The organism is Paenibacillus sp. FSL R7-0331 (assembly GCF_000758645.1).
Lineage (GTDB): Bacteria > Bacillota > Bacilli > Paenibacillales > Paenibacillaceae > Paenibacillus_AQ > Paenibacillus_AQ camerounensis.
In genome coordinates, this window is sequence record NZ_CP009284.1 from 3,204,376 (window position 1) to 3,228,850 (window position 24,475).

The 24,475-nt window shown below is 50.6% G+C and carries 24 protein-coding genes; 12 read left to right on the forward strand and 12 right to left on the reverse strand.

All coding sequences use genetic code 11. The features are described 5' to 3' along the window. Positions 1-8: 8 nt before the first annotated feature. Complete coding sequence (locus R70331_RS13345) at positions 9-347, reverse strand: cupin domain-containing protein (protein ID WP_042176206.1); 339 nt, start codon at positions 345-347, stop codon at positions 9-11. A 137-nt stretch (positions 348-484) separates the two neighbouring features. On the opposite strand from R70331_RS13345, the gene R70331_RS13350 reads away from it, so the two are divergent. After that, positions 485-1,171, forward strand: a complete 687-nt coding sequence (locus R70331_RS13350) for a Crp/Fnr family transcriptional regulator (protein ID WP_042176208.1) — start codon at positions 485-487, stop codon at positions 1,169-1,171. Between the two features lie 49 nt (positions 1,172-1,220). On the opposite strand, the gene R70331_RS13355 is transcribed toward R70331_RS13350, so the two are convergent. Continuing rightward, the gene (locus R70331_RS13355) at positions 1,221-2,189 is read right to left on the reverse strand and encodes an ABC transporter substrate-binding protein (protein ID WP_042176211.1); all 969 of its coding nucleotides are present in this window, start codon (positions 2,187-2,189) and stop codon (positions 1,221-1,223) included. Positions 2,190-2,339: 150 nt separating this feature from the next. Here R70331_RS13355 and R70331_RS13360 point away from each other — a divergent pair, with 150 nt between their 5' ends. The 7 genes from R70331_RS13360 (at position 2,340) to R70331_RS13390 (ending at position 9,675) form a co-directional block, all read left to right on the forward strand. Further along, positions 2,340-4,121 carry an AraC family transcriptional regulator gene (locus R70331_RS13360; protein ID WP_042176213.1) on the forward strand — a complete coding sequence of 594 codons (1,782 nt, stop codon included), beginning with the start codon at positions 2,340-2,342 and terminating at the stop codon, positions 4,119-4,121. Between the two features lie 109 nt (positions 4,122-4,230). Further along, entirely contained in the window at positions 4,231-5,163 is a 933-nt protein-coding gene (locus tag R70331_RS13365; RefSeq protein WP_042176215.1) for a hypothetical protein, read from the forward strand. A 184-nt stretch (positions 5,164-5,347) separates the two neighbouring features. Further along, positions 5,348-5,851 (forward strand): hypothetical protein, encoded by a 504-nt coding sequence (locus R70331_RS32070; protein WP_042176218.1) that lies wholly within the window; start codon positions 5,348-5,350, stop codon positions 5,849-5,851. Positions 5,852-6,082: 231 nt separating this feature from the next. Continuing rightward, the gene (locus R70331_RS13375; RefSeq protein ID WP_042176220.1) at positions 6,083-6,997 is read left to right on the forward strand and encodes a class I SAM-dependent methyltransferase; all 915 of its coding nucleotides are present in this window, start codon (positions 6,083-6,085) and stop codon (positions 6,995-6,997) included. Between the two features lie 144 nt (positions 6,998-7,141). Next, the gene (locus tag R70331_RS13380; RefSeq protein ID WP_042176222.1) at positions 7,142-8,101 is read left to right on the forward strand and encodes an ABC transporter substrate-binding protein; all 960 of its coding nucleotides are present in this window, start codon (positions 7,142-7,144) and stop codon (positions 8,099-8,101) included. Positions 8,102-8,413: 312 nt separating this feature from the next. Then, the gene (locus R70331_RS13385; protein WP_042176225.1) at positions 8,414-9,181 is read left to right on the forward strand and encodes an SDR family NAD(P)-dependent oxidoreductase; all 768 of its coding nucleotides are present in this window, start codon (positions 8,414-8,416) and stop codon (positions 9,179-9,181) included. Between the two features lie 134 nt (positions 9,182-9,315). Continuing rightward, positions 9,316-9,675 carry an MDR/zinc-dependent alcohol dehydrogenase-like family protein gene (locus R70331_RS13390; protein ID WP_052419047.1) on the forward strand — a complete coding sequence of 120 codons (360 nt, stop codon included), beginning with the start codon at positions 9,316-9,318 and terminating at the stop codon, positions 9,673-9,675. 76 nt (positions 9,676-9,751) lie between these two features. Here the strand turns inward: R70331_RS13390 and R70331_RS13395 are convergent, their stop codons facing one another. The 4 genes from R70331_RS13395 to R70331_RS13410 are packed head-to-tail and all read right to left on the reverse strand — an operon-like array spanning position 9,752 to position 13,629. Continuing rightward, entirely contained in the window at positions 9,752-10,504 is a 753-nt protein-coding gene (locus R70331_RS13395) for an iron ABC transporter ATP-binding protein (protein ID WP_042176228.1), read from the reverse strand. Then, on the reverse strand, positions 10,501-11,565 hold the full coding sequence (locus R70331_RS13400) for an iron chelate uptake ABC transporter family permease subunit (protein ID WP_042176230.1): 1,065 nt from the start codon (positions 11,563-11,565) through the stop codon (positions 10,501-10,503). Before R70331_RS13400 ends, R70331_RS13395 begins: the two co-directional genes overlap by 4 nt. Further along, on the reverse strand, positions 11,562-12,563 hold the full coding sequence (locus tag R70331_RS13405; protein WP_442950582.1) for an ABC transporter permease: 1,002 nt from the start codon (positions 12,561-12,563) through the stop codon (positions 11,562-11,564). The genes R70331_RS13400 and R70331_RS13405 overlap by 4 nt, the downstream gene beginning before the upstream one ends. Positions 12,564-12,603: 40 nt before the next feature. Continuing rightward, positions 12,604-13,629, reverse strand: a complete 1,026-nt coding sequence (locus R70331_RS13410; protein ID WP_042176235.1) for a siderophore ABC transporter substrate-binding protein — start codon at positions 13,627-13,629, stop codon at positions 12,604-12,606. Between the two features lie 385 nt (positions 13,630-14,014). On the opposite strand from R70331_RS13410, the gene R70331_RS13415 reads away from it, so the two are divergent. Then, positions 14,015-16,399: a polyprenyl synthetase family protein gene (locus R70331_RS13415; protein WP_156131123.1), complete on the forward strand. Its 2,385-nt coding sequence runs from the start codon at positions 14,015-14,017 to the stop codon at positions 16,397-16,399. 75 nt (positions 16,400-16,474) lie between these two features. Here the strand turns inward: R70331_RS13415 and R70331_RS13420 are convergent, their stop codons facing one another. The 6 genes from R70331_RS13420 to nikA all read right to left on the reverse strand — a co-directional run bounded on the left by R70331_RS13420 (position 16,475) and on the right by nikA (position 22,326). Then, positions 16,475-17,332, reverse strand: a complete 858-nt coding sequence (locus tag R70331_RS13420; protein ID WP_052419048.1) for an alpha/beta fold hydrolase — start codon at positions 17,330-17,332, stop codon at positions 16,475-16,477. Between the two features lie 138 nt (positions 17,333-17,470). Next, positions 17,471-18,238 carry an ABC transporter ATP-binding protein gene (locus R70331_RS13425; protein ID WP_042176239.1) on the reverse strand — a complete coding sequence of 256 codons (768 nt, stop codon included), beginning with the start codon at positions 18,236-18,238 and terminating at the stop codon, positions 17,471-17,473. Beyond that, positions 18,235-19,026, reverse strand: coding sequence for an ATP-binding cassette domain-containing protein (locus R70331_RS13430; protein WP_042176242.1), 792 nt, complete (start codon positions 19,024-19,026; stop codon positions 18,235-18,237). Before R70331_RS13430 ends, R70331_RS13425 begins: the two co-directional genes overlap by 4 nt. Beyond that, a complete protein-coding gene (nikC, locus tag R70331_RS13435; RefSeq protein ID WP_442950583.1) occupies positions 19,026-19,784 on the reverse strand; it encodes a nickel transporter permease in 759 nt (252 codons plus the stop codon). The genes R70331_RS13430 and nikC overlap by 1 nt, the downstream gene beginning before the upstream one ends. An 86-nt stretch (positions 19,785-19,870) precedes the next feature. Beyond that, positions 19,871-20,818, reverse strand: a complete 948-nt coding sequence (gene nikB / locus R70331_RS13440) for a nickel ABC transporter permease (RefSeq protein ID WP_042176244.1) — start codon at positions 20,816-20,818, stop codon at positions 19,871-19,873. Continuing rightward, positions 20,818-22,326: a nickel ABC transporter substrate-binding protein gene (gene nikA, locus R70331_RS13445; protein WP_042182630.1), complete on the reverse strand. Its 1,509-nt coding sequence runs from the start codon at positions 22,324-22,326 to the stop codon at positions 20,818-20,820. Before nikA ends, nikB begins: the two co-directional genes overlap by 1 nt. A 242-nt stretch (positions 22,327-22,568) precedes the next feature. Between nikA and R70331_RS13450 the strand changes: the two genes are divergently transcribed. The 3 genes from R70331_RS13450 to R70331_RS13460 are packed head-to-tail and all read left to right on the forward strand — an operon-like array spanning position 22,569 to position 24,451. Next, the gene (locus tag R70331_RS13450; protein WP_042176247.1) at positions 22,569-22,946 is read left to right on the forward strand and encodes a GntR family transcriptional regulator; all 378 of its coding nucleotides are present in this window, start codon (positions 22,569-22,571) and stop codon (positions 22,944-22,946) included. Beyond that, a complete protein-coding gene (locus R70331_RS13455; RefSeq protein ID WP_042176249.1) occupies positions 22,946-23,809 on the forward strand; it encodes an ABC transporter ATP-binding protein in 864 nt (287 codons plus the stop codon). The genes R70331_RS13450 and R70331_RS13455 overlap by 1 nt, the downstream gene beginning before the upstream one ends. Next, a complete protein-coding gene (locus R70331_RS13460) occupies positions 23,810-24,451 on the forward strand; it encodes an ABC-2 transporter permease (RefSeq protein WP_042176251.1) in 642 nt (213 codons plus the stop codon). The last annotated feature ends 24 nt before the right edge of the window (positions 24,452-24,475 follow it).

Genomic DNA, 24,475 nt, shown 5'->3' on the forward strand with positions numbered 1-24,475 from the left:
CCCCCTGTTTAAAGTCTGATTTGCAGAAATTTGGCGCCTGCCGGAGCGGCGAACTCATGCCAGGTATCTGCCTGCACCCATAAAGAGCTTCCTTCTGTCAGGCAGCAGGCACTGCCGTCCACCAGCATGTGAAGCTCACCTTCAAGCACATAAATGAGCTTTGGGAAGGGCGAGGTCTCAGAGCTGATGGTCTCATCCTGAGCCATGGCATAGAGAACCCACCCTGGAGCTGCTGCATCACCGCCGGGCAAGCCCTCAAAACTGAGCGGCCTGCTGGCAATCCGGTATGGCCTGATGTCGATCATATCTTTTAGCGAGATTACGGTACCCGCACTGATTCCGCTCATGTCGGCCTCCTGTATTGGTTGATAGTTTTGCTGCTTTTGATATAATGGAGCTTAATATGAGAATCGTTCTCATTTATTGAATTGTAGCAGAGTTTTCTCTTTAACTCTGTTGCCATGGCAACAGGAGGAAGATAAATATGCAGGAATATATGGATAAAATCCGCAGCACCGTATTGTTCAAAGGATTTCTGGAGCATGAGGTGCTGGCAGCGCTGCATTGTCTGCAGGGTACGGTTAAGGATTACGCCAGGAAGGATGTTATATTTGAGCAGGAAGCACTCCTGGATTCTGCCGGAATCATCTTGTACGGCAATGTACTGCTGTGCAAGGAGAATATTTCAGGCACCCGGCTTATTTTTTCGGAGCTGGAGAGCGGGGACATATTGGGAGAGACGGCGCTGCGGCTTGCGCAGGAGCCCAGCGGCTATGAAGCTGTAGCAGGCTCGGACTGCAGAATCCTGTTCATCCAGATCAGCAAAATCATCCGGCCGGGACGCCAGACCTGCCAGCTCCGGGCGCGGATTATTGAGAACATGATGGCGCTGCTGCTGGAGAACAACCGTGCGGTCTACCAGAAGCTGGATCTGGTCTCCCACAAATCCCTGCGGGAAAGAGTGCTGCATTATTTAAGCCTGCAGGCACAGAAGAACAATTCACTCAGCTTCGAGATCCCGTTCAGCCGCAGCGACCTGGCCGACTATCTGACGGTTGACCGCAGCGCTTTATCCAGAGAGCTTCAGCGGATGGCCCAGGACGGGCTGATTACGATCTCGCGCAACCGGTTTGAGCTGCTGGCTGAAGATGTGCTTATGCGTACGAACTAGACAAGCCCTTCCCCGGCGCATGACCGGGGGAGGGCTTGTCTGTAAACCGTTATTGCAGCCTGGTCTGTCCGCTGGCCAGGCGCTCGGCAATATCCTCTGCCTGCAGAATCGAGGTGTACGGGTCTGAGCTGAGGTACTGGTGAATATCCAGCTCATACAGCCGGCCGTTCTTCACCGCGTCAAGCCCGTTCCATACTTCAGGAATGGTTTCGTTAGCAGCTCCTTCCGTCTTCATAATCAGCAGATAATCACCGGCGTACTGGTCAAATACCTCTGAGCTGACATCGGCACTTTCTTCGCCTCTGGCTATGAGAGCTTCCTGAACCTTGGGTGCAGGAGTCAGGCCAAGCAGCTCGTAGACGGCTTTGCCGCCGCGGTTTGAGCTGTTACCGACAATACCTACATTTGTTAACCAGTTGAAGTCCGCTATAGTAAAGGTTGCGCCTGGGGGAACGGCGGCAAGCGCCTTACTGCTTGCTGCGGCGGCCCGCTGGCCAAAGGATTCATTCCACTGCTCCGCTTCTTTTTCACGGTTCAGGATAGTGCCCATTGCACTTACTTCCTCCTGCATGCTTTCGTAGTCTGCGGTATTGAAGACAACCGTTGGAGCGATTTTGGCATAAGCCTCATAAGCATCCTGATTCCAGGTGATGATCAGATCCGGATTCAATCCGATGATTTTTTCAAGTGAAACTTCATTGTGATTGCCGATATCCTCCACACCCTGCAGCGGCTCACGCAGAAATTCACCGTACTCCAGCAGACTTCCCGGAACGCCGACCGGTGTAACACCGACCGCCAGCACATGGCCGATGTTCCAGTCCACGATCACCCGCTCAGGAGTCAGAGGGACATCAATTTCACCTTTAACTGTAGAAATCATCCGGGTTTGCGGTGTTGCTTCAGCTGCAGCAGCCTGTTCGTTGCCTGTATTCTGCTTCGTGCAGCCTGCTAATAATACAGCTGTGATCATCATGATCATGACAGCCAATTGAACCGTTCTATTCCTGGTAAACATATTCGACCTTCTTTCTTATTGAGAACTATTATCACTATAGTATCCGGGAGCGGGTTGTGCCATATCCATTCAGGAACCGGCAGCATATCCGTTTCGGAACTGTCAGCCTCATCAGCATAATCAAAATGAATAAGCAAACGGAGAACCGTCATGAACATTGAGCGTTATATTGAACTTTGGGATAACCGCCCTGCGCGGCTGCTGGACATCAGATGTTGCCGACTGGCAGAGGGCTCGGAATACAAGGAACAACCGGTTCCTTCAAATACATTCCTGCTGGTGCGGGGCTGCGGCCGGCTCTGGCTGAACGAGAAGCTCCATACAGCCGAAGGCTGGTACGTGCTGCATTCAAGTAAAGGGGCATTTTTGCGTGCAGAAGCAGATTCAGCAATGGAGCTGTACCGGATTGCTTACCTGCTGCCAGAGCCTTTGATGGAGAAGGGGCCAGACCGGAAGACGGCTACAGATAGGTCTGAGCTGCATTGCGAATATGGACTGAAGCCGGCTTACCCGCTTGCGCTGCTGGAAATGATGGAGGAGCTGATTGAAACATGGCAGGAGACAGCAAGGCTTGAGCGGCTGCGTGTCACCTCTGTCTTTTATCAATGGCTATATGAGCTGTTCAAACAGATGCTGCATCAGCAGGCAGATTTCCCCGGTGCGGACCGGGTAAATAAAGCACTTCGTTATATGCTGGAGAATTGCAATGAGCCTCTTACTATAGAACATGTAGCTGCTGTTGCGGACTGCAGCACACGGTTTCTGAATACATTGTTCAAAAAGCGGTTTTCAGCAAGTCCGGGACAGGTCCTTGCCCGGCTGCGGCTGGAACGTGCCGGCGGGCTGCTTCTCCAGACAGAGGCCACACTGCAGGAGATCGGCGAGCAGGTAGGCTATGCCAATGCTTTTACGTTCAGCCGTTTTTTTAAGAAGCACAGCGGGATAGCACCGGAGCTGTACAGAAAAGAGGCGCAGGCCGGCAGGCATGCTCCGGATAACCGCTTAAGAAGCCTGCTGCTTGAGGAAGCGGCTGCTGAGACAGCAGCTCATAAAGTAAGGGTGCAGGAGCGTGGCCGGAATGGACAAGAACCATTGGGCAGCAGAAAAATAAATACCCCGCTGGGCGAAATAATCGTTCCATTCAAGCCGCAGCGGGTTGTAGTAGACTGGAGTATCGGTGAAGTTCTGGCGCTGGGACTGACTCCGCTGGGGGCGCCTCATACCCTGCTCGACAGTAACCGGCTGCTCGGGCAGTATATTAGCACAGGTATAGAGGATATAGGTAACCACAACCTTATCTCTCACGAAAAAGTTCTTGAACTTGAGCCTGACCTGATTATTACTTGGAATAGAGCGGCGTATGCTTCTTATTCACGGATTGCTCCTACTATTGTATATGAGGCTGATGAGTTCCGGAATATAAGGGACGGCATAGCGGAGATGGGACGAATTCTTAACCGGAGTGAGCAGGCTGAGCGGTGGATTGCAGAGTACAGGCGGCGGGTCAGCCGTCTGCGTGGTGTTATGCTCCGTCAGCGCAGAGACCGGCACACCTTCACAGTAATGGACCCGAACTGGAGCGAGGACATACAGGTAGTAGGCAATACTGCCACACGCGGCGGAAGGGCGGCTTACGGGCTGCTGGGCCTGCAGCCGGCCCGGAGGGTATGGAACGAGCTGTTCGTACAGCGGCGGGACTCTATCTGGATCAGCCGGGAGGACGTTAACAAGTATGCAGGGGATTATACGCTGGTTCTGAAGAGTGAACAGGATATGCTGGACAGCAGAAAGCTGAATCCGTCAACAATTGATCATACAGGCCGGCGTAAGTGGATTGAATTACCGTGGGAGCATTATTTTTTATCCGATCCGGTGTCAGCGCTCTTGCAGGCAGAAGAAATGATTCGGCTGATTGCTGAAGCAGATTTATAGGGGGTTATAGTGTTGTAAAGGCGGGCAGTAACTGCTGAGAAGTTTCATTTATTCCAGATGTGTCCAATAGGCAGAATAGGCCAAACATTACATAACAGGAGGCTATGACATGACACGATTCCAGAAATCTATGGCGAAAACAGGCAGAGCAATACTGCTGGGCACTGCGCTGACTATCGCGGGCGGTACAGCTGCAGTTGGTGTACAGCCGGCCTCTGCGGCTTCAGCATCTGAAGCCCAGACCGTCTATAACCAGTTCAGTAAATATGTAAGCAATCCGTCAAGCCTTGCCCAGGCTCGCAAATATCTGATCAATCATATTGGCAAAGCCGGATCCTGGTACGCAACCTTGATGACGCTGCAGCTGGAGAATGCCCAGAAGGCGGAGCTGGACCGCTTCTCGGAGAAAATCTACCCGGAGCATGTGCAGAAGGTGCTGATGGATGCTGAGGTTACCAATGAGCTCACCTATACAGAACTTTTGAAGCGGGTTAAGGACTCGGGTGTACGCAAGCTTATAGAAGAGACCTGGGATAAGGGCTACAAGCTGGAAACCAGCGAGGGAATGTATTATCCGGTAATGCATTATGAGGGCTACAAGGTGTTTAAGCTGCATATCGGCAAGGACATTGCCGCCTACATTGATATTATGGCTACCGAGACCAACAAACCTTCTGATTTCGACGCTGCTATTATCATTACATGGGATGAGCTAATCGGCAGAGCGGCCATCATGAGTGATTTTGTTGACCAATATCCGAAATCGAACCGTGCAGCTGCTGTGCGTGAGGAGCTTTCCTATATTGTTCCTAAACTCCTGATGGGGGCAGACAACACACCTGCTTACGATTATGATACTAACGTGCTCGACCCTGAGCTCCGCAGAGCCTATGATGATGTTCTGCTGGAGGGGCCGGGAGACAATACGGTGCTGAATATCATTACCAGGCTGATCCCGCTGCTGGATGCCTCCGGAAATAAGCATACAGAAGAAGTATCAGCTTATCTGGAGCAGGTGATAGACGGCTACACTGAACGCTGATGCTTTAAACGGCTAGAAAGAGCAGCCTGTTAACGGGCTGCCCTTTTGAATGTAGCAGGCGGAAGCAGGGTTCCGCTTCTTGCCTACTTGTATACGGAATTGTTTCAGCCAGCCGTGACGAGGGTATAAAATTACTTATTGTCTTCAGAAGATTTAGAATAACAGCAATAGGAGGTATTGGTCTGTGTCAGTACATACTTCTTTACGGAGAGCAGCACAACCGCTTCTCGCCGGAGTTCTGATTTTGACACTTACTGCCTGCGGTTCCGCCGCTAATGAACAGGGGCAGTCCAGTTTAGACAGCCTGCAGAAACGCACGGCTGTCCTGGAACAGGAGCTTGCCATGCAAAAGCAGCAGATAACGGAGCTGGAGCAGCGGATTGCTGCGCTGCAGGCAGAGGGCAGTGCAGCCCCGCAGCCTTCTCCTGCAAACAGTCCATCCGCCGGAAATGGGCCGGCAGGTCAAGGGGATGGCGTAATTATTACTTTTGCGCAATATCAGCAGCTCAACATAGGCATGACCTATGATGAGGTGAAGGCAATTATCGGCGGAGACGGCCAGGCGCTGAGTGAATCAGAAGGAATGATTGTATACACTTACACGGGTGCAGCGGATACGGGAGGCAATGCCGTGCTCACCTTTTCTGACGGCAAGCTGCTGAATAAAGCGCAGAGCGGCCTGAAATAAACAGAAGGGTAGCGGTATTATTTATTAGGATGAAATCACAGGAAAAAGGACTGAACCGCATGCCCTGAGGAGCATGCGGTTCAGTCCTTTTTATATAAAAAACATCTTAATATATGACGGAAATGTGAAACCAACAAATTTCATAGCTTTATTATACCATATATTAACATAAAAATCAAGTATTGTTTGTTCGGCTGGCCGGATGTTACAACTGAATTGAGGTGAATATTAATGGAAAATAAAAGTTTTACTGCACTCGTCAGCGCGTTTGCAAGAGCCTATCACGCAGAGCATAACCGGCAGCCCGTATTTGATGACAGCCTGGCACGCGCTATGCTGAGCGATGAGGAATACTTCAGCATCGGTCAGCATATGTCGCAGGGAGCCGGGTTCTTTCTGCCGGATTTCAGCGGGACACAGGAGGAGTCATTGCGCGCTGTAGTCGATTACCAGCTGTCCCCGACTCCGCTTGGCCGGGCAGCCTTCACTGAGCAGGCGCTTTACGTGGCTGTGATGCAGGGAGCCGGCCAATATCTTATCCTGGCAGCCGGCTATGACAGCTTTGCCTTCCGCCAGCCCCGGTGGGCCCGCCAGCTGCAGATCTATGAGATTGATCATCCGGCAACAGCGGCTGACAAGCAGCGGCGGATTGCCGCAATGCTCCCGGTCAAGCCGGACAATGTACATTATATTCCGGCTGATCTGGCTGAATCCGACTGGCTGCAGCTTCTTCAGGCGGCTCCGGGGTTTAACCGGGAAGTTATCAGCTTCATCAGTCTGCTTGGCATCAGCTATTATCTGCCTAAGGCTGTCTTCAGGCAATTGCTGTCCGGCCTTGCAGCCCTGCTTCCGGCCGGAAGCAGCTTTGTGTTTGACTATCCTGATGAGCATACCTTTACCCCCTCGGCGGGAGAACGGACGCAGAAGCTTGTGGTACTGGCTGCGCAGTCGGGCGAGCCGATGCAGGCAAGCTATGCTTATAGCGAGCTGGAGCAGCTGCTGGAAGCATGCGGACTCTTAATCTACCGCCATCTCAATCCGGCAGAGATAAACAGCGAGCTTTTCAAAGCTTATAATGACAGCCACCCTGGACATCATATTAGCGCGTTTGACAACGTGAATTATTGCCTTGCTGTTAAAAGATAGCACCGCCCATGCTATCTTTAGCAGTTCGTCCATGCTATTTGCCCGAATAATCCATGTTCAAAGGCTGCAGATTTCTCTATCATAACTACTATGATAATGATTCTCATTATTAACAAAATACAGTTTGGAGAGTGGTAGTAGGCTATGAAAAAGAGAATGATGGGTTTGGTGCTTGCCGGGGTTATGGCACTGAGTATCGGTTCGGCAGCAAGTGTGAATGCGGCTCCAGTCAACGTTGCAAAAGCCACAACGGCCACGCAAAAGATTACTTATAAAGGTAAGGTGTATACTGTTCCGGCCAAGACTGACAATATTGTTATCGCCGGCGCGCTGGAAGCAATGGAAGATGCGCTGGTGCTGAACTTTAAGCCAAAGGGCATGATTACAGTGGGGGGGAAATTCCCTTCATTGTTCTCTAAAATTTCAACCGGAGTAAAGGGGATCGGCGAAAAAACTGAGCCTGACTTTGAAGCCATTCTGAAGCTCAAGCCTGATGTTATTCTGGGTACCACCAAGTTCCCGGCTGAAACGACCGAGAAGCTGTCAAAGATTGCAACTACTATTCCTGTATCCCATATCGCCACAGACTGGATGGACAACCTGAAGCTGCTTGCGAAGCTGACCGGTAAAGAAAAGGAATCAACCGCAGCAATCGTGAAATACCAGAATGAATTGAAGGTGGCCAAGGCTAAGCTTGCACCTAAATTCAAAGACAAGACAGTAGTTGCGGTTCGCATCCGCAGCGGCAGCCTGTTCCTGTATCCGAAGGATGTCTTCTTCAACCGTTCCATTTATGCTGATCTTGGTGCATCCGTACCAAAAGAAATCCAGTCCGTGAAAGCCCAGCAGAACATTTCACTGGAAGCCTTCGCCGCAATTAATCCGGATTACCTGTTTGTCCAATTCTCGGCAGATGAGAACAAGGACAATCCTAAGGCACTGGAAGACCTGCAGAAGAATGCGATCTGGAAGAGCCTGAAGGCTGTAAAGAGCGGCAACGTGTATGTGAACCTGGTAGATCCGCTGGCTCAGGGCGGAACTGCCTTCAGTAAATTTTCATTCCTTGAAGCTTTGATGAAGACCAAGCTGTACACAGCCAAATAAAGAGAATTCACATATAAATTTCATAAAAATGCAGGGAGCCGCTAACCGGCTCTCTTTTTTTACGCTTTTTAATAAAAAAATCTGATAACAGTGCATTATTTTATAAAAAACAGTATTCGATAAGCAGAATCTATGGTACAATTTAACTAATTTGTCGAAAAAGCTCGCATGAGGGCGAATTGTAAGAGAGCGGGGATGCTGCCGCTCCATTACCGAATCATCCGGGATTGCCCGGCAAGCCCTTTTTATGCTTGTCATTCCGGGGATTCAAACGGCAAAGCCAGCAAATTACATCCAGAAAGCGGTGTTTAGATGAGTAGCAGATTTAGTGGGAAAGTAGCAGTCGTAACCGGAGCAGGAAGCGGTATAGGACGGGCTACAGCTCTCAAGCTTGCCAGTGAAGGTGCATCAGTAGTCTGTGTGACCATTTCCGAATCGGGAAAAGCTACTGTCCGTGAAATCACTGAACAGGGTGGAGAAGCGCTCTTTATCCAGGGCGACGTTTCTAAGGAGCCTGTTGTACAGGGCATTATCAAGGAAACCATCGAACGCTACGGTAAAATTGACTGCCTGTATAACAACGCAGCCATCACCGGTGACAACACGCTTGTAGTTGACTACCCTGTCGAAACGTTTGAACGGGTTATCGCTACTAATCTCAACAGCCAGTTTATGATGATGAAATATGCGCTTCCGCATATGACGTCAGGTTCATCCATTCTGAACTGTGCCTCCCTGCACGGCACAATCGGTATGGCAGGCGATGCAGCTTACTCTGCAAGCAAGCATGCAATTATCGGTTTGACCAAGTCCGTTGCGGCTGAGGTAGGTCCGCTTAACATCCGTGCTAACGTACTGGCCCCGGGACCGGTTCCGACAGTAATGATGGGCCGCTATGAGCGCCTGCTGTCGGATGATGTGGAAGGCCTGCAGTCGGCTATCGCCTCCGGCACAGCCCTTAAGCGCTACGGGACTCCTGAAGAGGTGGCGAATTTCGTCTGCTTCCTGCTGAGTGACGAGGCCGCATTCATTACAGGTACTGTTCATCTGATTGATGGTGGCTATTCAGCTACCAAATAATAGCGTTTCCTGACAGGGAACTGTATATTATTAAATACATTAATTATATTCCTTTTTCTCTCAACAAACCGTAAATCAAAACCGATATAAATCATATGTACATATGATTTAATATTATACTTGGAGGAATCAACATGCCGTTCACAATGGAAGTTAACTCTCAGAAAAATCAAGTGGTTGTAAAAGCAATGGGCCTGACTGAAGCAGACGTACCTTCTTACATCTCTGAGTTCGAAAAAGCTATGAAGCAGCTGAAGCCGGGCTTCACCGGGATTACAGATGTAACAGGCTCCCCGACGATCCTGTCTCCTGAGGTTGCTGCAATGCTTGCGCCTACAGGCGAAATGGCAGTTGCCAACGGCCTTGGCGGCTGGGTATATGTAGCTAACTCTCCAATCTGGAAGATGCAGATGAAGAGACTCTTCGGAAGCTTTGCTGTACACTACCCGACTTATGAGGAAGCAGATGCTTACCTGCAGAGCTTGAAGAAATAAATAAAGCATAAAAAAGAAGATCCCCCGGGATCTTCTTTTTTTGTGACTAATACTAATCATATACTAACCTATGTAACTAATAGATCGCTATCGGCCCGTAGGGACCGGCGATGATTTCGATTTTCGTTTCAAAAATATCTGTTAAAATCTCCGGCTGCATAACCTCATCCACCGGTCCAAATGCGGCAATCTGCCCGTCCTTCATAGCACATATCCGGTCCGAATATTTGGCGGCGAAATTAATATCATGCATAACGGTCAGAATGGTTCTTCCGAATTCATGGGCGGCGTACTTTAGATGCTCCATCATCTGTACAGAGCGGGCAACATCAAGATTGTTCAGGGGCTCGTCCAACAGCACGTATTCCGTCTCCTGGCACAGAACCATTGCTACATAGGCTCTCTGTCTTTGACCGCCGGAAAGCTCATCCAGGTATCTGTTCTCAAGATCAGTCAGGTTCAGAAAATCAATATATTTAGTAATGATTGCTTCATCCTCCTGAGTTAATCTCCCCTTGGAATGAGGGAAACGCCCAAATCCTGCAAGCTGTCTGACTGTAAGCCTCGTAACAAAATGATTTTCCTGCCGGAGAACAGTCACGATTTTGGCAAGGTGGCTTGATTTGGATTTAGTAACATCCAGATTGGCAACCTTAATAAGGCCTTCGTCCATATCCAAAAGTCTTCCGATCATCAGCAGTGTCGTAGATTTACCGGCACCGTTGGGGCCAATTAAGGAAGTGAGGCCGGCTTTTGGAATGGTAATATTCAAAGGGCCGATTTCAACTTCATCCCCATAGGACTTTTTGACATTGTCTATCTGTATCATAAAGAACCCTTTCTTAAAATCAGAATTAAAAAGGTCAGTCCGCCAACCATCTCTATAATAATAGAGACAACCCCTTGGGCATTAAAAATATGGTTCATGACAAAGTATGCACTGGTCAGGATCGCAAAGCCGATGGCAAGAGCCATGGGGAATACATATCTGTGATCATAGGTTTGTGCGGCCTGATAGGTCAAAGTGGCAACCAGAAAGCCATAGAAGGTCAGTGGTCCGACCAAAGCCGTTGATATGGCCATCAGAATGGAGATCAGGACGAGTGTATAAATTACACTGCTCTGATGTCTGGTGCCCAGAGAAGTAGAGACATCCTTGCCCAGCGCAAGCACATTCAGCCTCTTGGCATTAGCAAGCAGCAGGGCGGCAGCAATGATGACAATCGGGATGGCAACCGGGAAATAGGCGGAATCCGCATTATTGACTGAAGCAAACAATTTCGCCTGTAAAATATCAAACTCGGACGGGGCAAGCAGCCTTCTCATAAAGGAGGATACACTTCTCAGTCCGGTCCCGATAATAATACCGACTAACAGCAGGAGCTGTAAATTGCCGTATTTTCCGGATAGGAGCCACCCGTAGAGAATCAGACACATCACAACCATAGCGGCAACCTGATATAAAAAGGAATCAACCCCGCTGAAATTAACAAATATCGTCGCACCAAGGAAAAAGATGGTACTTGAATGAATGGTTGAATAAATAGCTTCAAAGCCTAAAAGTGACGGGGTGATAATCCTGTTATTCGTAATCGACTGAAAAGCAACTGTAGATAAGCTTTGGCAAATGGCAGCGATCAGCATGGAGACGAGGGCAACAACTCTTCTTGTAACAACAGGGATGAAGGAAGGAGAGGTTACCGGAACCGGATTGTTATATAGGAGCAGCCCACACGAAGAAATAACGCCAAAAACAATCAAGGCGGTGAGTAAAATCCAGTATTGCTTTTCTTCTTTTCTGGTGCGGAAGGCTCTGGCAGATCTTACTTTGGGTGCCCGGCTAGCATCAAGTTTAACATTGAGGGGATTTCTGCTGGCTAGTTCGCTCATCTTATTCTCCTTTTTGACCTCCTTTGTCTTAGCAATATGACGATAAATACAATTGCCCCCACTGTACCCAGTATCATCGAGACAGGTATTTCAAAAGGCATAATAAGGACCCGGGACAGAATATCACATGCGGTAATGGTGGCCATCCCTAACACGCACACCCAGGGCAGATTGCTCCGCAGATCGTCACCCCGGAACATGGAAACAATGTTGGGTACGATTAATCCTAAAAACGGCAGGCTGCCGATTACAGCAGCAACAATACCAACGGCTAAAGAAATGAGACCAGTGCCCAAGAGCACAATCCGGTTATAATTTGCACCGAGAGTAGTAGCTACATCTTCCCCCAGTCCTGCCAGCGTCAGCCGGTCAGCAAAAATAAAAATCAGCGCAGTAATCAATACAATAATCCATAGGTACTCATACCTGCCGATTTGCACCGGCGAGAAGGAGCCTACAAACCAGCTTTCAATATTTTGCGTCATTTGGAATACCAGACCGACGAACGTTGAGAATGCCGAAATGACGGCCCCAAGCATCATGCCGATGATAGGAACAACCAGAGACGAACGGAGCTTAACTTTTCTGAGAAACATAAAGAAGATCATCGTCCCCAGAAAAGAAAAAATAATGGCACCAGTCATTCTCAGCACCAGTGTCGGGGCGGGAAAGAGCAGATAAACTAACATTAGCCCTAAGCCTGACCATTCCATAGTACCTGTTGTGGTAGGTTCGACTAAACGATTCTGTGTAATAAGCTGCATGACCAGTCCTGACAATGCCATTGCTGCGCCGGTAAGCATTAATGCAAGGGTTCTCGGGACACGGGTGATGAAGAACATCTCCATTCCGTCCGCTTGTCCCTTTATGTCATATACTCCGGTAAACAGTGAGATGATACTTAGAATGAGGGTTGCTGTAATCGCAAGGATAAAGGGCAGGGTCCATAGCTTCTTGTAATGATGACGCCGGGGTTGAGCATGCTCAACCCCGGACAAATTAGGTGATAAATTATTTTGCACTACGCTGTACTCCTTTTTACTGCTTAGCTAGAGCAGCCGCAAGGTTGTCAAACAGCTCCATAAACGTCTCGATGGATTCATTAGTATAGGTGTCGTTTGGAGCGTAAACAATCTGCCCTTTAGTGATAGCCGTTGTGTTTTTAAGAGCAGGTGCATTATCAATTACGTCCTGTGCAGGCACAGAATCAGATTCAGCGGATACGGCCGCATCACGATCCAGTACAAAGATCCAGTCAGGATTGCTTTGGGCGATAGCTTCAACAGAGATATCATCACCCTGATGATCAGAGGAGGCATTGTTAACCTCTAATGCGGATGTCCAGCCGAATACTTCATACAGAGGGCCCCAGACACGTCCGGAATGAGGAGCCGAGAAGCCGATTTCACCGGCAGATACGACAACGCTCATAATTTTATCAGTTCCGTTATAGGCGGATTTAGCCGCTTCAATCGCTTTATCAAAATCAGCAGTCAGCTTGACAGCTTCATCTTCCTTGTCAAAAATTTTACCCAGATTTGTTGTTGCATCCTTAAGACCGTTTACCAGATTTGCTCCAGGTGTTCCTGCCTCTGCGGAAACATCAAAATTGAGGTCAATGACGGCTGCGTTGGGAACCAGCTTTTTGATATCCTCATAGAAGCCGGCGAACCGTTGGCCGACAATGACGAGGTCAGGCTCGATAGAGGCCAGCAGCTCCAGATTGGGCTCACGGTGATTTCCGATATTTTGAACAGCTTCATCCGCTACATAGGGTGAATCCGCAGGCATTACATCCTTCGGTACAGCCGCCAATTCAATGTCCCAGGAGCTCAGTGTCTCAAAGGTTCTGTTATCAAGCGCAACGACCTTCTTCGGATTTACAGGAACCGTAACCGTTCCGTGGGCATCCGTAATTTCTACCGTCGCAGGAGCGCTGGTATTAGCAGTATTTGAATTAGCTGCTCCGGCATTGGCTGGTTCATTGCTTGTATTGGAGCATGCTGTTAATGCCAGACTTCCTGCCAGAATAGCCGTTAATGCTGTGAATTTGAATGGTTTCATATTTATCCCCCTAGTCAGATATGCTTGAGTCACAAGCAGAATATTGTATTGAGGAGATCATTATCGTGATATGTCCCCAAGCGCAATATGTAGATTAATCGTCAGCTCCTTTTTGAGTAATAGCGCTGCGGAAATATCAACAAGTGATATTGATTCTCAATCTCATTGATTTGTATTATATCAAATGATTTAGAAAGTTCAAACTCTCACATACTATAGCTGCTAGTGTAACCGGATACATAGATATGAAATATTGAAGCTTCAATGTGATTGCGTAACCATCCTGCACATTGCCCGTATAAGGATAAAAGCCGGAGCTGTATCTGTTCCGCAGCAAAAAATGCAGCTGAGTATTAACAAATAAGATCCAGGGGTTGTGCATCGTATGAAAGAAAACTTTGAGAATACAGCTGCAAGGGAGTACCGGAAAGCGGAGCTGAAGGCAGTGAGCTACTATACTGCACTCTATAACCAGGTTATAGACAAATCGTATATATCAAATCTGACCCATGACATTCAGTTGTGGAAAAAAAACCATTTAAAGCGCTGGAACGGGCTGTCCCTATTCTCACGCAGCAGCCGGAAGCAGGAACACCGGGATTTCTACCGGTATATCCAGTGGCTCAACGTTACAGGCAAGCTGGAGGGGTATCTGGACCGCAGCATTTCATATATTTACATGCGGGATTTGGGGAAGGATCTGCAGTCAGATGAAACACAAAAGCGGATCAGGAGAACTGCAGATGATGTCAGCCGCCTTCTGCTTAAGCCGCCAAGCCGTAACCAGGCGGTCCAGCCGGAATTTATGAATCTGGCAGGAGCCTACCGGTGGGCTCAAAAGGAAGGCATAGAAGCGGCAATCATCTGGCTGTTCAAAAAATTGCGGGCTGTAGCCGGCCATATTCCTGAAGGAATGAGTGCCGAGCACGCACAGCGCAAGCTGATTAAGATCATCGTTGGAGTTGTCCTGCATGTCACAGAGGAGCTGGGAGAGGATACTGCGCCTGAGGAGCGGTCCCGCAGGCTGGATGCTGCAGTCCGGCTTGGTTATTCCTACGGGCTGACCTATCCGTTCGTAGATGATCTGCTGGATTCACAAATCCTGACCTCTGCTGAAAAGGAGCAGTATTCCGCATTGATCCGTACTGCGCTGCTAAGCGGGGAGGTTCCTGAGCTGGGCGTATGGTCCGGGGAGAACACGGAGCTTATCCGGTATATCCATGCCGAGCTGTCAGAGGCCTTCCTCTATATCAGCGGGTACCGGGAGACGGACATCAGACAGCGATTTTTTGCGCAGTCGTATGTTTTTTTTCAGGCACAGGATATTGACCGGGTGAAGGCGCTTGATTACGGCGGATATACGAATGAAGAGCTGTATGTGCCTGTTATTCTGAAATCCTCCTCATCCCGGCTGATTGCCAGATCGGTTATCGGTGCGCCTGAGGATGAGGGCTTTGAAGAGCGTACCTTTTATTTCGGCATTTACAATCAGCTGGCTGATGATTTTGCCGATATGGAGCAGGATCTTAAGGACGGTGCAGTAACACCCTATACCTACTATTTACAACATCACTTGCAAAGGCCTGATCTGATTAATCCCTTTGAGGTCTACTGGGCGGTGATATCGAATTTAATCCACACTGTATATCATTCGGACCCCAGAGCGCGTGAGGTTATACTGGACCGGGCGGTTAACGGGCTTAAGCGTTACAAGGAACGTGCCGGGGCAGTCAAATATAAGGAGACGATGATGATTTTTGCCGGGGGTATTCCGGAGTTTAACCGTGTATTGCAGAAAATGGTGCGAAAGGCAGATGATGTGGACTTTTTTGATAAGCTGCTGCGCGACGGAATGATCGAACAGCTAAGGAAGGATGCGGCAGATCAGGAGGCATTCTCGCAAAGCTTCCAACATGTCCGCACGCTGATCAACAATGAACTTCTGTTCTCCGCAGAGGCTGGGATTCCGGCCATACAGGACCGGCTGATCCATGCAGCCAATTACAGCCTGGAGGGGGACGGGAAAAGGGTCAGGCCGATCCTGACCTGGGTTATGGGCGTAAATGAATACGGTCTGGACGGACAGGATATCTTGCCGCTGCTGCGGTCGCTGGAGTATATGCATACAGCTTCACTGATCTTTGACGATCTGCCCTCGCAGGATAATGCCGCGAAGCGCAGAGGGAGGGAAACGCTGCACCAGGTACACAGCAGCGCGGTTGCCGAGCTGACCGGTCTGTACATGATCCAGCAGGCCACCTTCCAGCAGGCCTCCCTGAACCGGTTCAAGCCGGAAACCGTGCTTGCATTGATCCGCTACTCGGCCGAAAAGGCGGCGGATATGTGTATGGGCCAGATGATGGATCTGGACGCCAAGGGTCAGGCGCTCACGCTGGAGCAGCTGGACCGGATCAGCTTTTACAAAACAGGGATTGCCTTTGAAGCTTGTCTGGTGATGCCTGCGATGCTGGCTGAGGTGGAGGAAGAGGAGATTGCTGCGCTCAAACGATATGCCTATCACATGGGGATCGCTTTTCAAATCCGAGATGATCTGCTTGATGTGGAAGGTGATACAGAGGTGCTCGGGAAGCCTGCCGGTAATGATGCCGCCAATAACCAGTCCAATTTCGTCTCGATTCTGGGCGTGGAGGGTGCCGGTAAGGAGATGTGGAGGCATTATTGCCAGGCGAGTGATGCGCTGCAGGAGATACCCCGTGACATCCCTTTTCTGAAGCATCTGCTCCATTATGTGGTGAACCGGGAACGTTAATAACCATAGCTATTGTAAAAGCGAAAGCCCGCACCGGATGCGGGCTTTTGCATGCGCATTTGGATCAGTGCCCCGTTACGGAAGCATCCGCTTAATCTCATCCACAATCAGCTGCGGCTCGGTGTACATGATCATGTGACCGGACTGCGGAGCCTCAACAAGGCGGCTGTCCGGATGAGCCTCTGCCGTCTTCCGGTGGGCAGCATGCAGCACGGGTCTGGTCTTCTTCTCCATCCGTGAGAGCTGGGTGCCGGAGATAAGGGTCAAAGGTATGGTGCCAAGCTGAACCGGCCGGTCATGTAGTGTCTTCAGGTCCTGCAGGAAATTTCTTCCCTCGGCAAGCATTGTTTTAGCAGCCTGCATCGTAAAGTCCTCACGCTTATGATCGGCATAGACATCAGCAGGCTGGACCTTACCCGGTCTGCTCCCGATCAGCTTGTAGAGGCCGGTTCTCATCATGAACGGAATGATATAATCCATTCTGCCGTAATGCTTCGCAGTCGCCTCCTCAAAATACAGATTACAGTTCTCGTCGGTCGGATCGACCAGAAGGATTCCGCGGATCTGTGAAGAGCCCAGCAGGGCTGCGACAGTCCGAACGATGGGCCCTCCCCAGCTGTGGCCGACAAGGATGAACGGTCCGCTGCCAAGCTGCCGGATCAGGAAGACTAGGTCCCCGGCGATCCGGGCCAGCGTCCGGGGAGCAGAATCCGGCTCACTCTTGCCGCTGCCCGCCCGGTCGTAGACAACGGAGCGGGTATGCTCTGCGGCCGGCGGCTGCACCAGCCCCCAGCAGGAGCGTGACATGCCCATGCCGGATTCAAACACTACGGTCACCGGCCCGTCCCCCTTCACCATGTAATGAAGCTTGCGGCCGTCAGGAGTCTGTATGTAATGGCTGTTTCCGAAAGTATGTTCATGAGTAGCAGGCATGTTCATCTCTCCAGTCAATTAAGAATAATTATCAATTGATTCAATTGTAAGCGACAGGAAGGAATTGGACAAGCTGATCTCTTTACATAAGAAATAGAGCAGGCGCTAATATGCAGCCGGCTCCGTGAAAAAGCAATATTAAAAAATGGAGATTAGTTCCTTCGTATATGGATGCCTGTCCTCAGCAAACATCCCCTGCCTGCTGAAGCTGTCGACAAACGTTCCCTCGCGCATAACAAGCATTCTGCTGCACATCCGGCTGACCGCTGCCAGGTCATGGGATATGAACAGATACGCCAGCTTCAGATTGCGCTGCAGCTGCTCCAGCAGAGTAAGGATCGCGCCCTGGGACAGAACATCCAGGCTCGCCGTCGGCTCATCCAGTACGATTAAAGCCGGCTCAATGCTGACAGCCCTGGCAATCGTTACCCGCTGCTTTTGCCCGCCGCTCAGCTCATGAGGATAGCAGCCGGAGAGCGAAGGAGACAGCTCTACCGCTTCCAGCAGCTCGGTTACAAAGGCGGAGCGGGAAGTGCAGCCGAAATAGGAATGCTGCATTTGGCTGCCGTATTGATTGTAAGGGTCCAGAAGAGAATCTCTGATGCGCAGCCGCGGGTTCAGTGCTGCTGCGGGATTCTGAAAAACCATCTGCATATCCCGGCGGTACGGGTTCAGCTGCTTCTCGGTAAGCCGCTGAACCGGCTGGCCTTTGAAGATAATGCTACCGCTGCTTACCGGCTCAAGGCGCAGCAGGCAGCGTGCCAGCGTGCTTTTTCCGCAGCCGCTCTCCCCGACCAGACCCAGGCTCTCGCCCCGCTCTAATTGAAAGCTAACCTCATTTATGGCAAGTTTGCCGTTGGCATAACGCTTGGACAGCTGTTCTACGGACAGTAAAGGATTACTCATGGCTGCACCTCCTGCAGACCGGAAGGAAGATGTGAGAGCACTGGAGCGGCTGCGATGAGCCGGCGTGTGTACTCATGTCTCGGGTGGTCAAGGACACGGTGTGTGCCGCCGGATTCGACAATCCTGCCGTCCTTCATGACCGCTATCCGGTCAGTATAACGTCTGACATGCCGCCAGTCATGGGTGATAAACAGAATAGAACAGCCGGTTTCAAGCCGCAGCCGGTTCAGCAGGCTCAGCACACGATGGCCGCTGACACTGTCAAGTGCTGTCGTTACTTCATCAGCAATCAGCACATCCGGCGAGAACAGCAGGGCGAGGGCGATGGAGGCCCGCTGCAGCTGGCCCCCGCTTAGCTGAAACGGATAGCGTGATGCTAGACTGCCTTCAAGGCCGACGGATTCCAGCGCTGCTGAAGTACGGCCCGGGGCTTCCCGCAGGCGCTGCTTGTCATGGGTCGCAATCGCCTCCCTGAAATGCTGCCCGATGGTACGGAAGGGAGCGAAGGCAGCCTGATAATCCTGGAAAATGTAAGACATCCGGCGGCCGAGCAGACTTCGGAGGCTGCTGCGTTTCAGCCCGAGCAGCTCAGTACCTTCCAGCATAATGCTGCCTTCGGCAGACAGGCCGGGCGGCAGGAGCTGGCCTGCGCTGCGGGAGAGCAGGCTTTTTCCGCTGCCGCTCTGTCCGACAAGGGCATGCCATTCACCAGGCTGGACGCTCAGCGATACCTTGTCAACCAAGGTCCGGGAAGAGGTGCGAATAGTAATGTCATTGAACTCCAGCATTAGACGCGCACCTCCTTCTTGACATCAAAATGGTCTCTGAGATGATCGCCCAGCATATTCACTGTCAGCACAAGCAGCACAATCGCCAGGCCCGGATATAACATCAGCTGCGGTGCAAGCTGGAAGTAGGGGCGTGAGTCATTGAGCATGGCTCCCCATTCCGGGGTCGGGGGCTGTACACCAAGCCCGATGTAGGATAGAGAGGAGATCAGCAGAATGACCTTGCCCAGGTCAAGGCTGGCCAGGACCAGCACCTGTCCGGCAACATGTGGCAGCAGATGTCTGCTGAGCATTTTGGCCGGAGACAAACCATTAATCCGGGCTGCCAGCATGTAATCCTGCCGGGACTCGGTTATTACAGTTGTACGTACTACCCGGGCATAGCTGACCCATTTGACCATGACAATAGCAATAATCATGCTGTGCAGGCCGGGACCCAGCAGTCCGCTGAGCACGATAACAACGATCATATCGGGAAAAGCCAGGAAGCCGTCGGCAATGCGCATAAAGATGCGGTCCAGCCAGCCGCCCTTGAAGCCTGCAATCATACCGGACGCCGTACCGATAAGCAGAGCGGCTGCCAGGGCGAGCAGGCTGTAGCCGACAGTCTGCTGTCCGCCGAGCACAAGCCTGGTCAGCACGTCACGGCCCAGATGATCTGTTCCCAGCGGATGCATAAGACTTGATCCCTGCAGGCGGATACTCAGGTCAGTCAGGGTGGAGTCATGGCGGAGAATAAAGGCTGTATAAACGTACATGAGCAGCAGGAGAACAGCGGTAAGAACCGCCGTGCCAAGCTGAAGTTTGTAGCGCATAGCGGTCTGCGGCTGCTTGAATAAGCGTATCATATCGCGGTCTCCTTCCCTTTTAATCTGATTTCAGGCTTCAAGTAACGGTTAAGCAAATCGACTCCCGTATTGACGGCAAATACAGTAAGTGCCATTACGAGTATGTAGCCCTGGATAACCGGATAATCACGCTGGCGGATGGAGTCTACAATCAGTTTGCCGATGCCGGGATACGCGAACAGCACCTCAATGACCACGACTCCGCCGATTAGGCTTCCAAGGCTCACTCCGAACACTGTAATAACCGGCGGCAGGCTGTGACGGAAGGCATAGGCCCAGAAGATCCGCCGCTCCGGAATGCCGCGGGCCCTCCCGGAGATGATAAATTCCTCGCCTAGCGAATCCAGCAGACTGGAGCGGAGCAGACGGAGATATACGCTGGAGATGGCCAGTCCCAGTGTGAGCGAAGGCAGGACTATCGACAGAATGCCGTCCCGTCCCATTGTTGGAAGCCAGCCCAGCTGGACAGCGAACAGATCAATCAATATCAGCCCCAGCCAGAAGCTGGGTACGGCAGCACCGATCACAGACAAGGCACGGCTGAGCTTATCCAGCCAGCTGTCACGGTAAAGTGCAGACAAGGAGGCTAATGGCAGTGTAACAATCAGCATGACTGCGAGTGAGCCTAGTGTCAGCTCCAGTGTAGCCGGCAGGCTGGAAGCAATCAGCCTTACGGCCGGTTCACCGGTGGCATAGGAATTTCCGAAATCCAGCCGTACAAACCTGGCCAGCCATTGTCCATACTGGACGATAAGCGGATCATTAAAGCCCATCTCCTCGCGCAGCGCCTCAATCTGCTCCTGGCTGACCGAGAGCTCGTCAACATTCAGGATGGTCAGCGCGGGATCACCGGGAGCCAGCCGGATGAACAGAAAGCTGATAAAGGTAATAAACAGCACAAACAGGACGACCTCAAGAAACTTGCGGGTGATAAGCCGCAGCATTATTCCAGAATATCCAGTTCATTGGTAATCATGTAGTACTCACTCCGGGTAGTCACCCAGTTCTTAACCTTATCCTTGTTATAAGCGACAATGGTGGATGGATGCAGTATAAAGGAATTGATCATCTGCTCGTGCACATAGCCAGCGGCTTGTTCCGCTAAGACAGCACGTTCATCAGCGCCTACAGTCCGGTTAAGCTTATCAATAATGGCAGTCAGCTCCGGCTGTTCGGCACCGCTAAAGTTCAGCGCCCCATCCGGATGATAGGTAGCATTCAGATAATAGCCGGCATCCCCGCGCGGTGCAGTCAGGTTGCTGTAGGTAGCCAGATCCCAATCCCGGTTAGAGGCCATGTAATCTTCCGGCGTATCAATCTGGCGGATTTCCACCTGTATTCCGATCCGCTTCGCATCGGACTGGAACACCTGGGCGATCAGCGGGAGGTCAGCGCGGGCGCTGTATGTAAGCAGGACAAGCTGAAGTGGTTCACCGTTTTTTTGCATAACTCCATCCTGCAGCGTATAGCCCGCTTCATTCAGGTATTGAACGGCTGCGGCTTCACCGCCTGGACGCGTTTCAAAGGAAGGAGCGAACGGCAGGGAGGGCAGGAACGGGCCTTTGGCCGCTTCTCCGTAGCCGAGCAGAATGGTATCGACAATCTCCTGCCGGTTAATCAGCGCGTCTACCGCCCGGCGGACCCGGACATCCTGCATACTGGCACGCTGCATATTCATCGTCATCTGATGTACACGGAAGGTCGAGGTTGCTTCCACTTCTATTCCTTCCTGGGCACGCAGCACCTCCAGGCTCTCTACCTCCGGACGGTAGACGATATCCACCTGGCCCGACTGCAGGGCGAGTGTCCGGGCGTTGGCATCCTCATTGAAGGAGAAGGTGACAGAATCAAGCCTGGAAGCGCCGTCCCAGTATGCATCATAGCGCTCAAGCTCCAGCTTGCTGCCAGGAGCGAAGGAGGTAAGCTTGAACGGTCCGGTTCCGGTCAGCTTCGAGTTGAAATCACCTTCTGTTACATCAATGATGGATACGTTCGGATTGACCAGCTCGCTGATGAACTCCGGGAAAGGCCGGGTTGTCGTGATCTGCAGCTGCTGTCCATCTGCTGTAATCTCTCCAATGTTGAGTGCATTTCGGATGGCCACATTTTCGGTCATTGCCCGCTCCAGGGATGCTTTTACAGCCGGGCCGTCCATTGCTTTGCCGTTGTGGAAGGTGATACCTTCACGCAGATTAAGGGTCCAGTGGACACCGTCCTCGCCTTCCCATGATTCAGCAAGCCAAGGAACCACCTTTAACTGCTCCTCATCCAGCTTGACCAGTGTTTCAGTAATACCGGCGCGCAGCGGGACATAGCTGGAATCGACATGCGGGTCGAGTGAGCGGGTTGAGAAATTATACAGGAAGTGAATATGCTTGTTATCTTCACTCTGGTTAGACGCACGCTGTGAAGTCTCTGAACAGGCGCTTAATAGAGCCAATACAATAAGCATCGGCAGAGTCAGGCAGAGCCGCAGGGCTGTACGGGAGGAGAAAAAACGCGGGGATGAGGGTTGAGTACTCTTTTTCATAATGCACCTTCTTAATTAGTAATAGTTACGATTAAAAATATTATCGTAAAGATTACGAATAATCAAGGGTTTATTTTCAAATTGCAAGTATTTACAAATTTCAATAAATCAGATATATTGTACTGGTACAATAAGTACACTTGTCCGCCAGGAGGAGGAGCCGTTTGGAAATTATTATTAGCAATAACCGCAGTAAGCCCATTTATGAACAGATTAACTCACAGATCAAAGCTATGATTATGAGCGGTGAGCTGCAGGCGGGAGCCGGTATTCCTTCAATGCGGGCGTTAGCCAAGTCCATCCAGGTCAGTGTCATTACAGTGCAGAAGGCTTATGAGGATCTACAGCGTGAGGGCTTCATTGAGACAACGGTCGGACGAGGGAGCTTCGTATCGGCATTGAATAAAGCTCTTGTCCAGGAGGAGCAGCAGAAGAAGATCGAAGAGCATCTGATCACGGCTGTTGATATTGCCAGAAGCAGCGGAATAGCGCGGGAGAAGCTGGTGGATTTGCTTAATCTTTTTTACGGGGAGGAGACTTAATGATGCACAGTTTAGAGATAGACGGCCTGACCAAAACGTATGCAGGTTCCGGATTCAGCCTGGATAAGGTTACCTTCTCGATTCCAAGAGGAACGATCATGGGCTTTGTTGGAGAGAACGGCGCAGGTAAGACGACCACCATCAAATCTATTTTGAACACGGTGAAAATTGACAGCGGTACAATAAAGCTGCTGGGCACAATCATGACAGACAAGGATACTGCAATCCGTGAAGATATTGGAGTTGTACTGGATGCGGCGAATTTCTCAGGTGTGCTTACGCCGGCCAGACTGTCAAAGGTTATGAACGGGATTTACAGGCAATGGGATCAGCAGGAGTACATAAGGCTTACGGAAAAGTTTGGCCTGCCGATGAACCGGAAGCTGAAGGATTTTTCAAGGGGGATGTCGATGAAGCTGGCAATTGCCGCGGCGCTGTCCCACCGTCCCAAGCTGCTGATTCTGGATGAAGCCACTTCCGGCCTTGACCCGGTTACCCGGGAGGAGATCCTGGAGGTGTTTCAGGAATTTGTGGAGGATGAGAGCCGCTCCATTCTGATGTCCTCGCATATTACAAGTGATCTGGAAAAAATCGCTGATTTCATCACCTTCATTCACCAGGGGAAAATCATCCTCACTGCGCAGAAGGACGAGCTGATCTATGACTACGGTATTGCCCGCTGCAGACAGGAGCAGTTTGCTCGGATTGAGACATCGGACCGGCTGGCATACAGGAAGAAGGATTTTCAGACCGATGTACTGGTGAAGGACAGGCAGGCTTTTGCGCAAAAATATGACGGGATCATTATTGACAATGTATCAATAGATGAGATTCTGCTGTTTCTGGTGAAGGGGGAGAACTAAATGAAGGGTCTGCTCTTGAACAATTTCTATTCCATGCAAAGCAATTTAAAGGTCTCTCTGGGTATATCGTTATGTCTGCTGCTTGTATCTCTTTTCTCTAGTGATATTACAGCTCTTAATGCCGTGATAGCCGGTCAGATAATGGTGTTTTCGGTCAGCATCGGTGCTTCACAGCAGGTTGATGAGGCGGCTAACTGGAACAGAATGGAGATTACCCTTCCGGTAAAACGCAGTACGGTGATCCATGCCAAATATCTTTCTTTTATCATGCTGATGGTTATGGGGCTTGCAGTCAGCCTCTGTACTCCCTTGCTTAACATGTTTAAAGCGGCAGAGCCGGCCGGATATATGCAGCTGTGGAGCGGGTATACCTTCGGTCTTTCCCTCTCTATCTCTACCATTTCGCTTTGTTTTCCGGCTATCTTGAAATTCGGTGTTGAAAAAAATGAAATGATGCTGTTTCTGTCGGCGGGGATATCGGTAGGCCTGCGGATCGGGGTATGGGCGCTTATGAATCTTTCCGGGGAAAGTGTTAATTTTAACGGCAGCGAGGTCGGCGCGGGCTTCCTGATGCTCTCACTGGTAATGTTTGCTGTATCCTATCTTGTAGCAGTGCGGATTCAGCAGAACAAAGAGTTTTAACCCGCTCTGGCAGATAAAATCTTC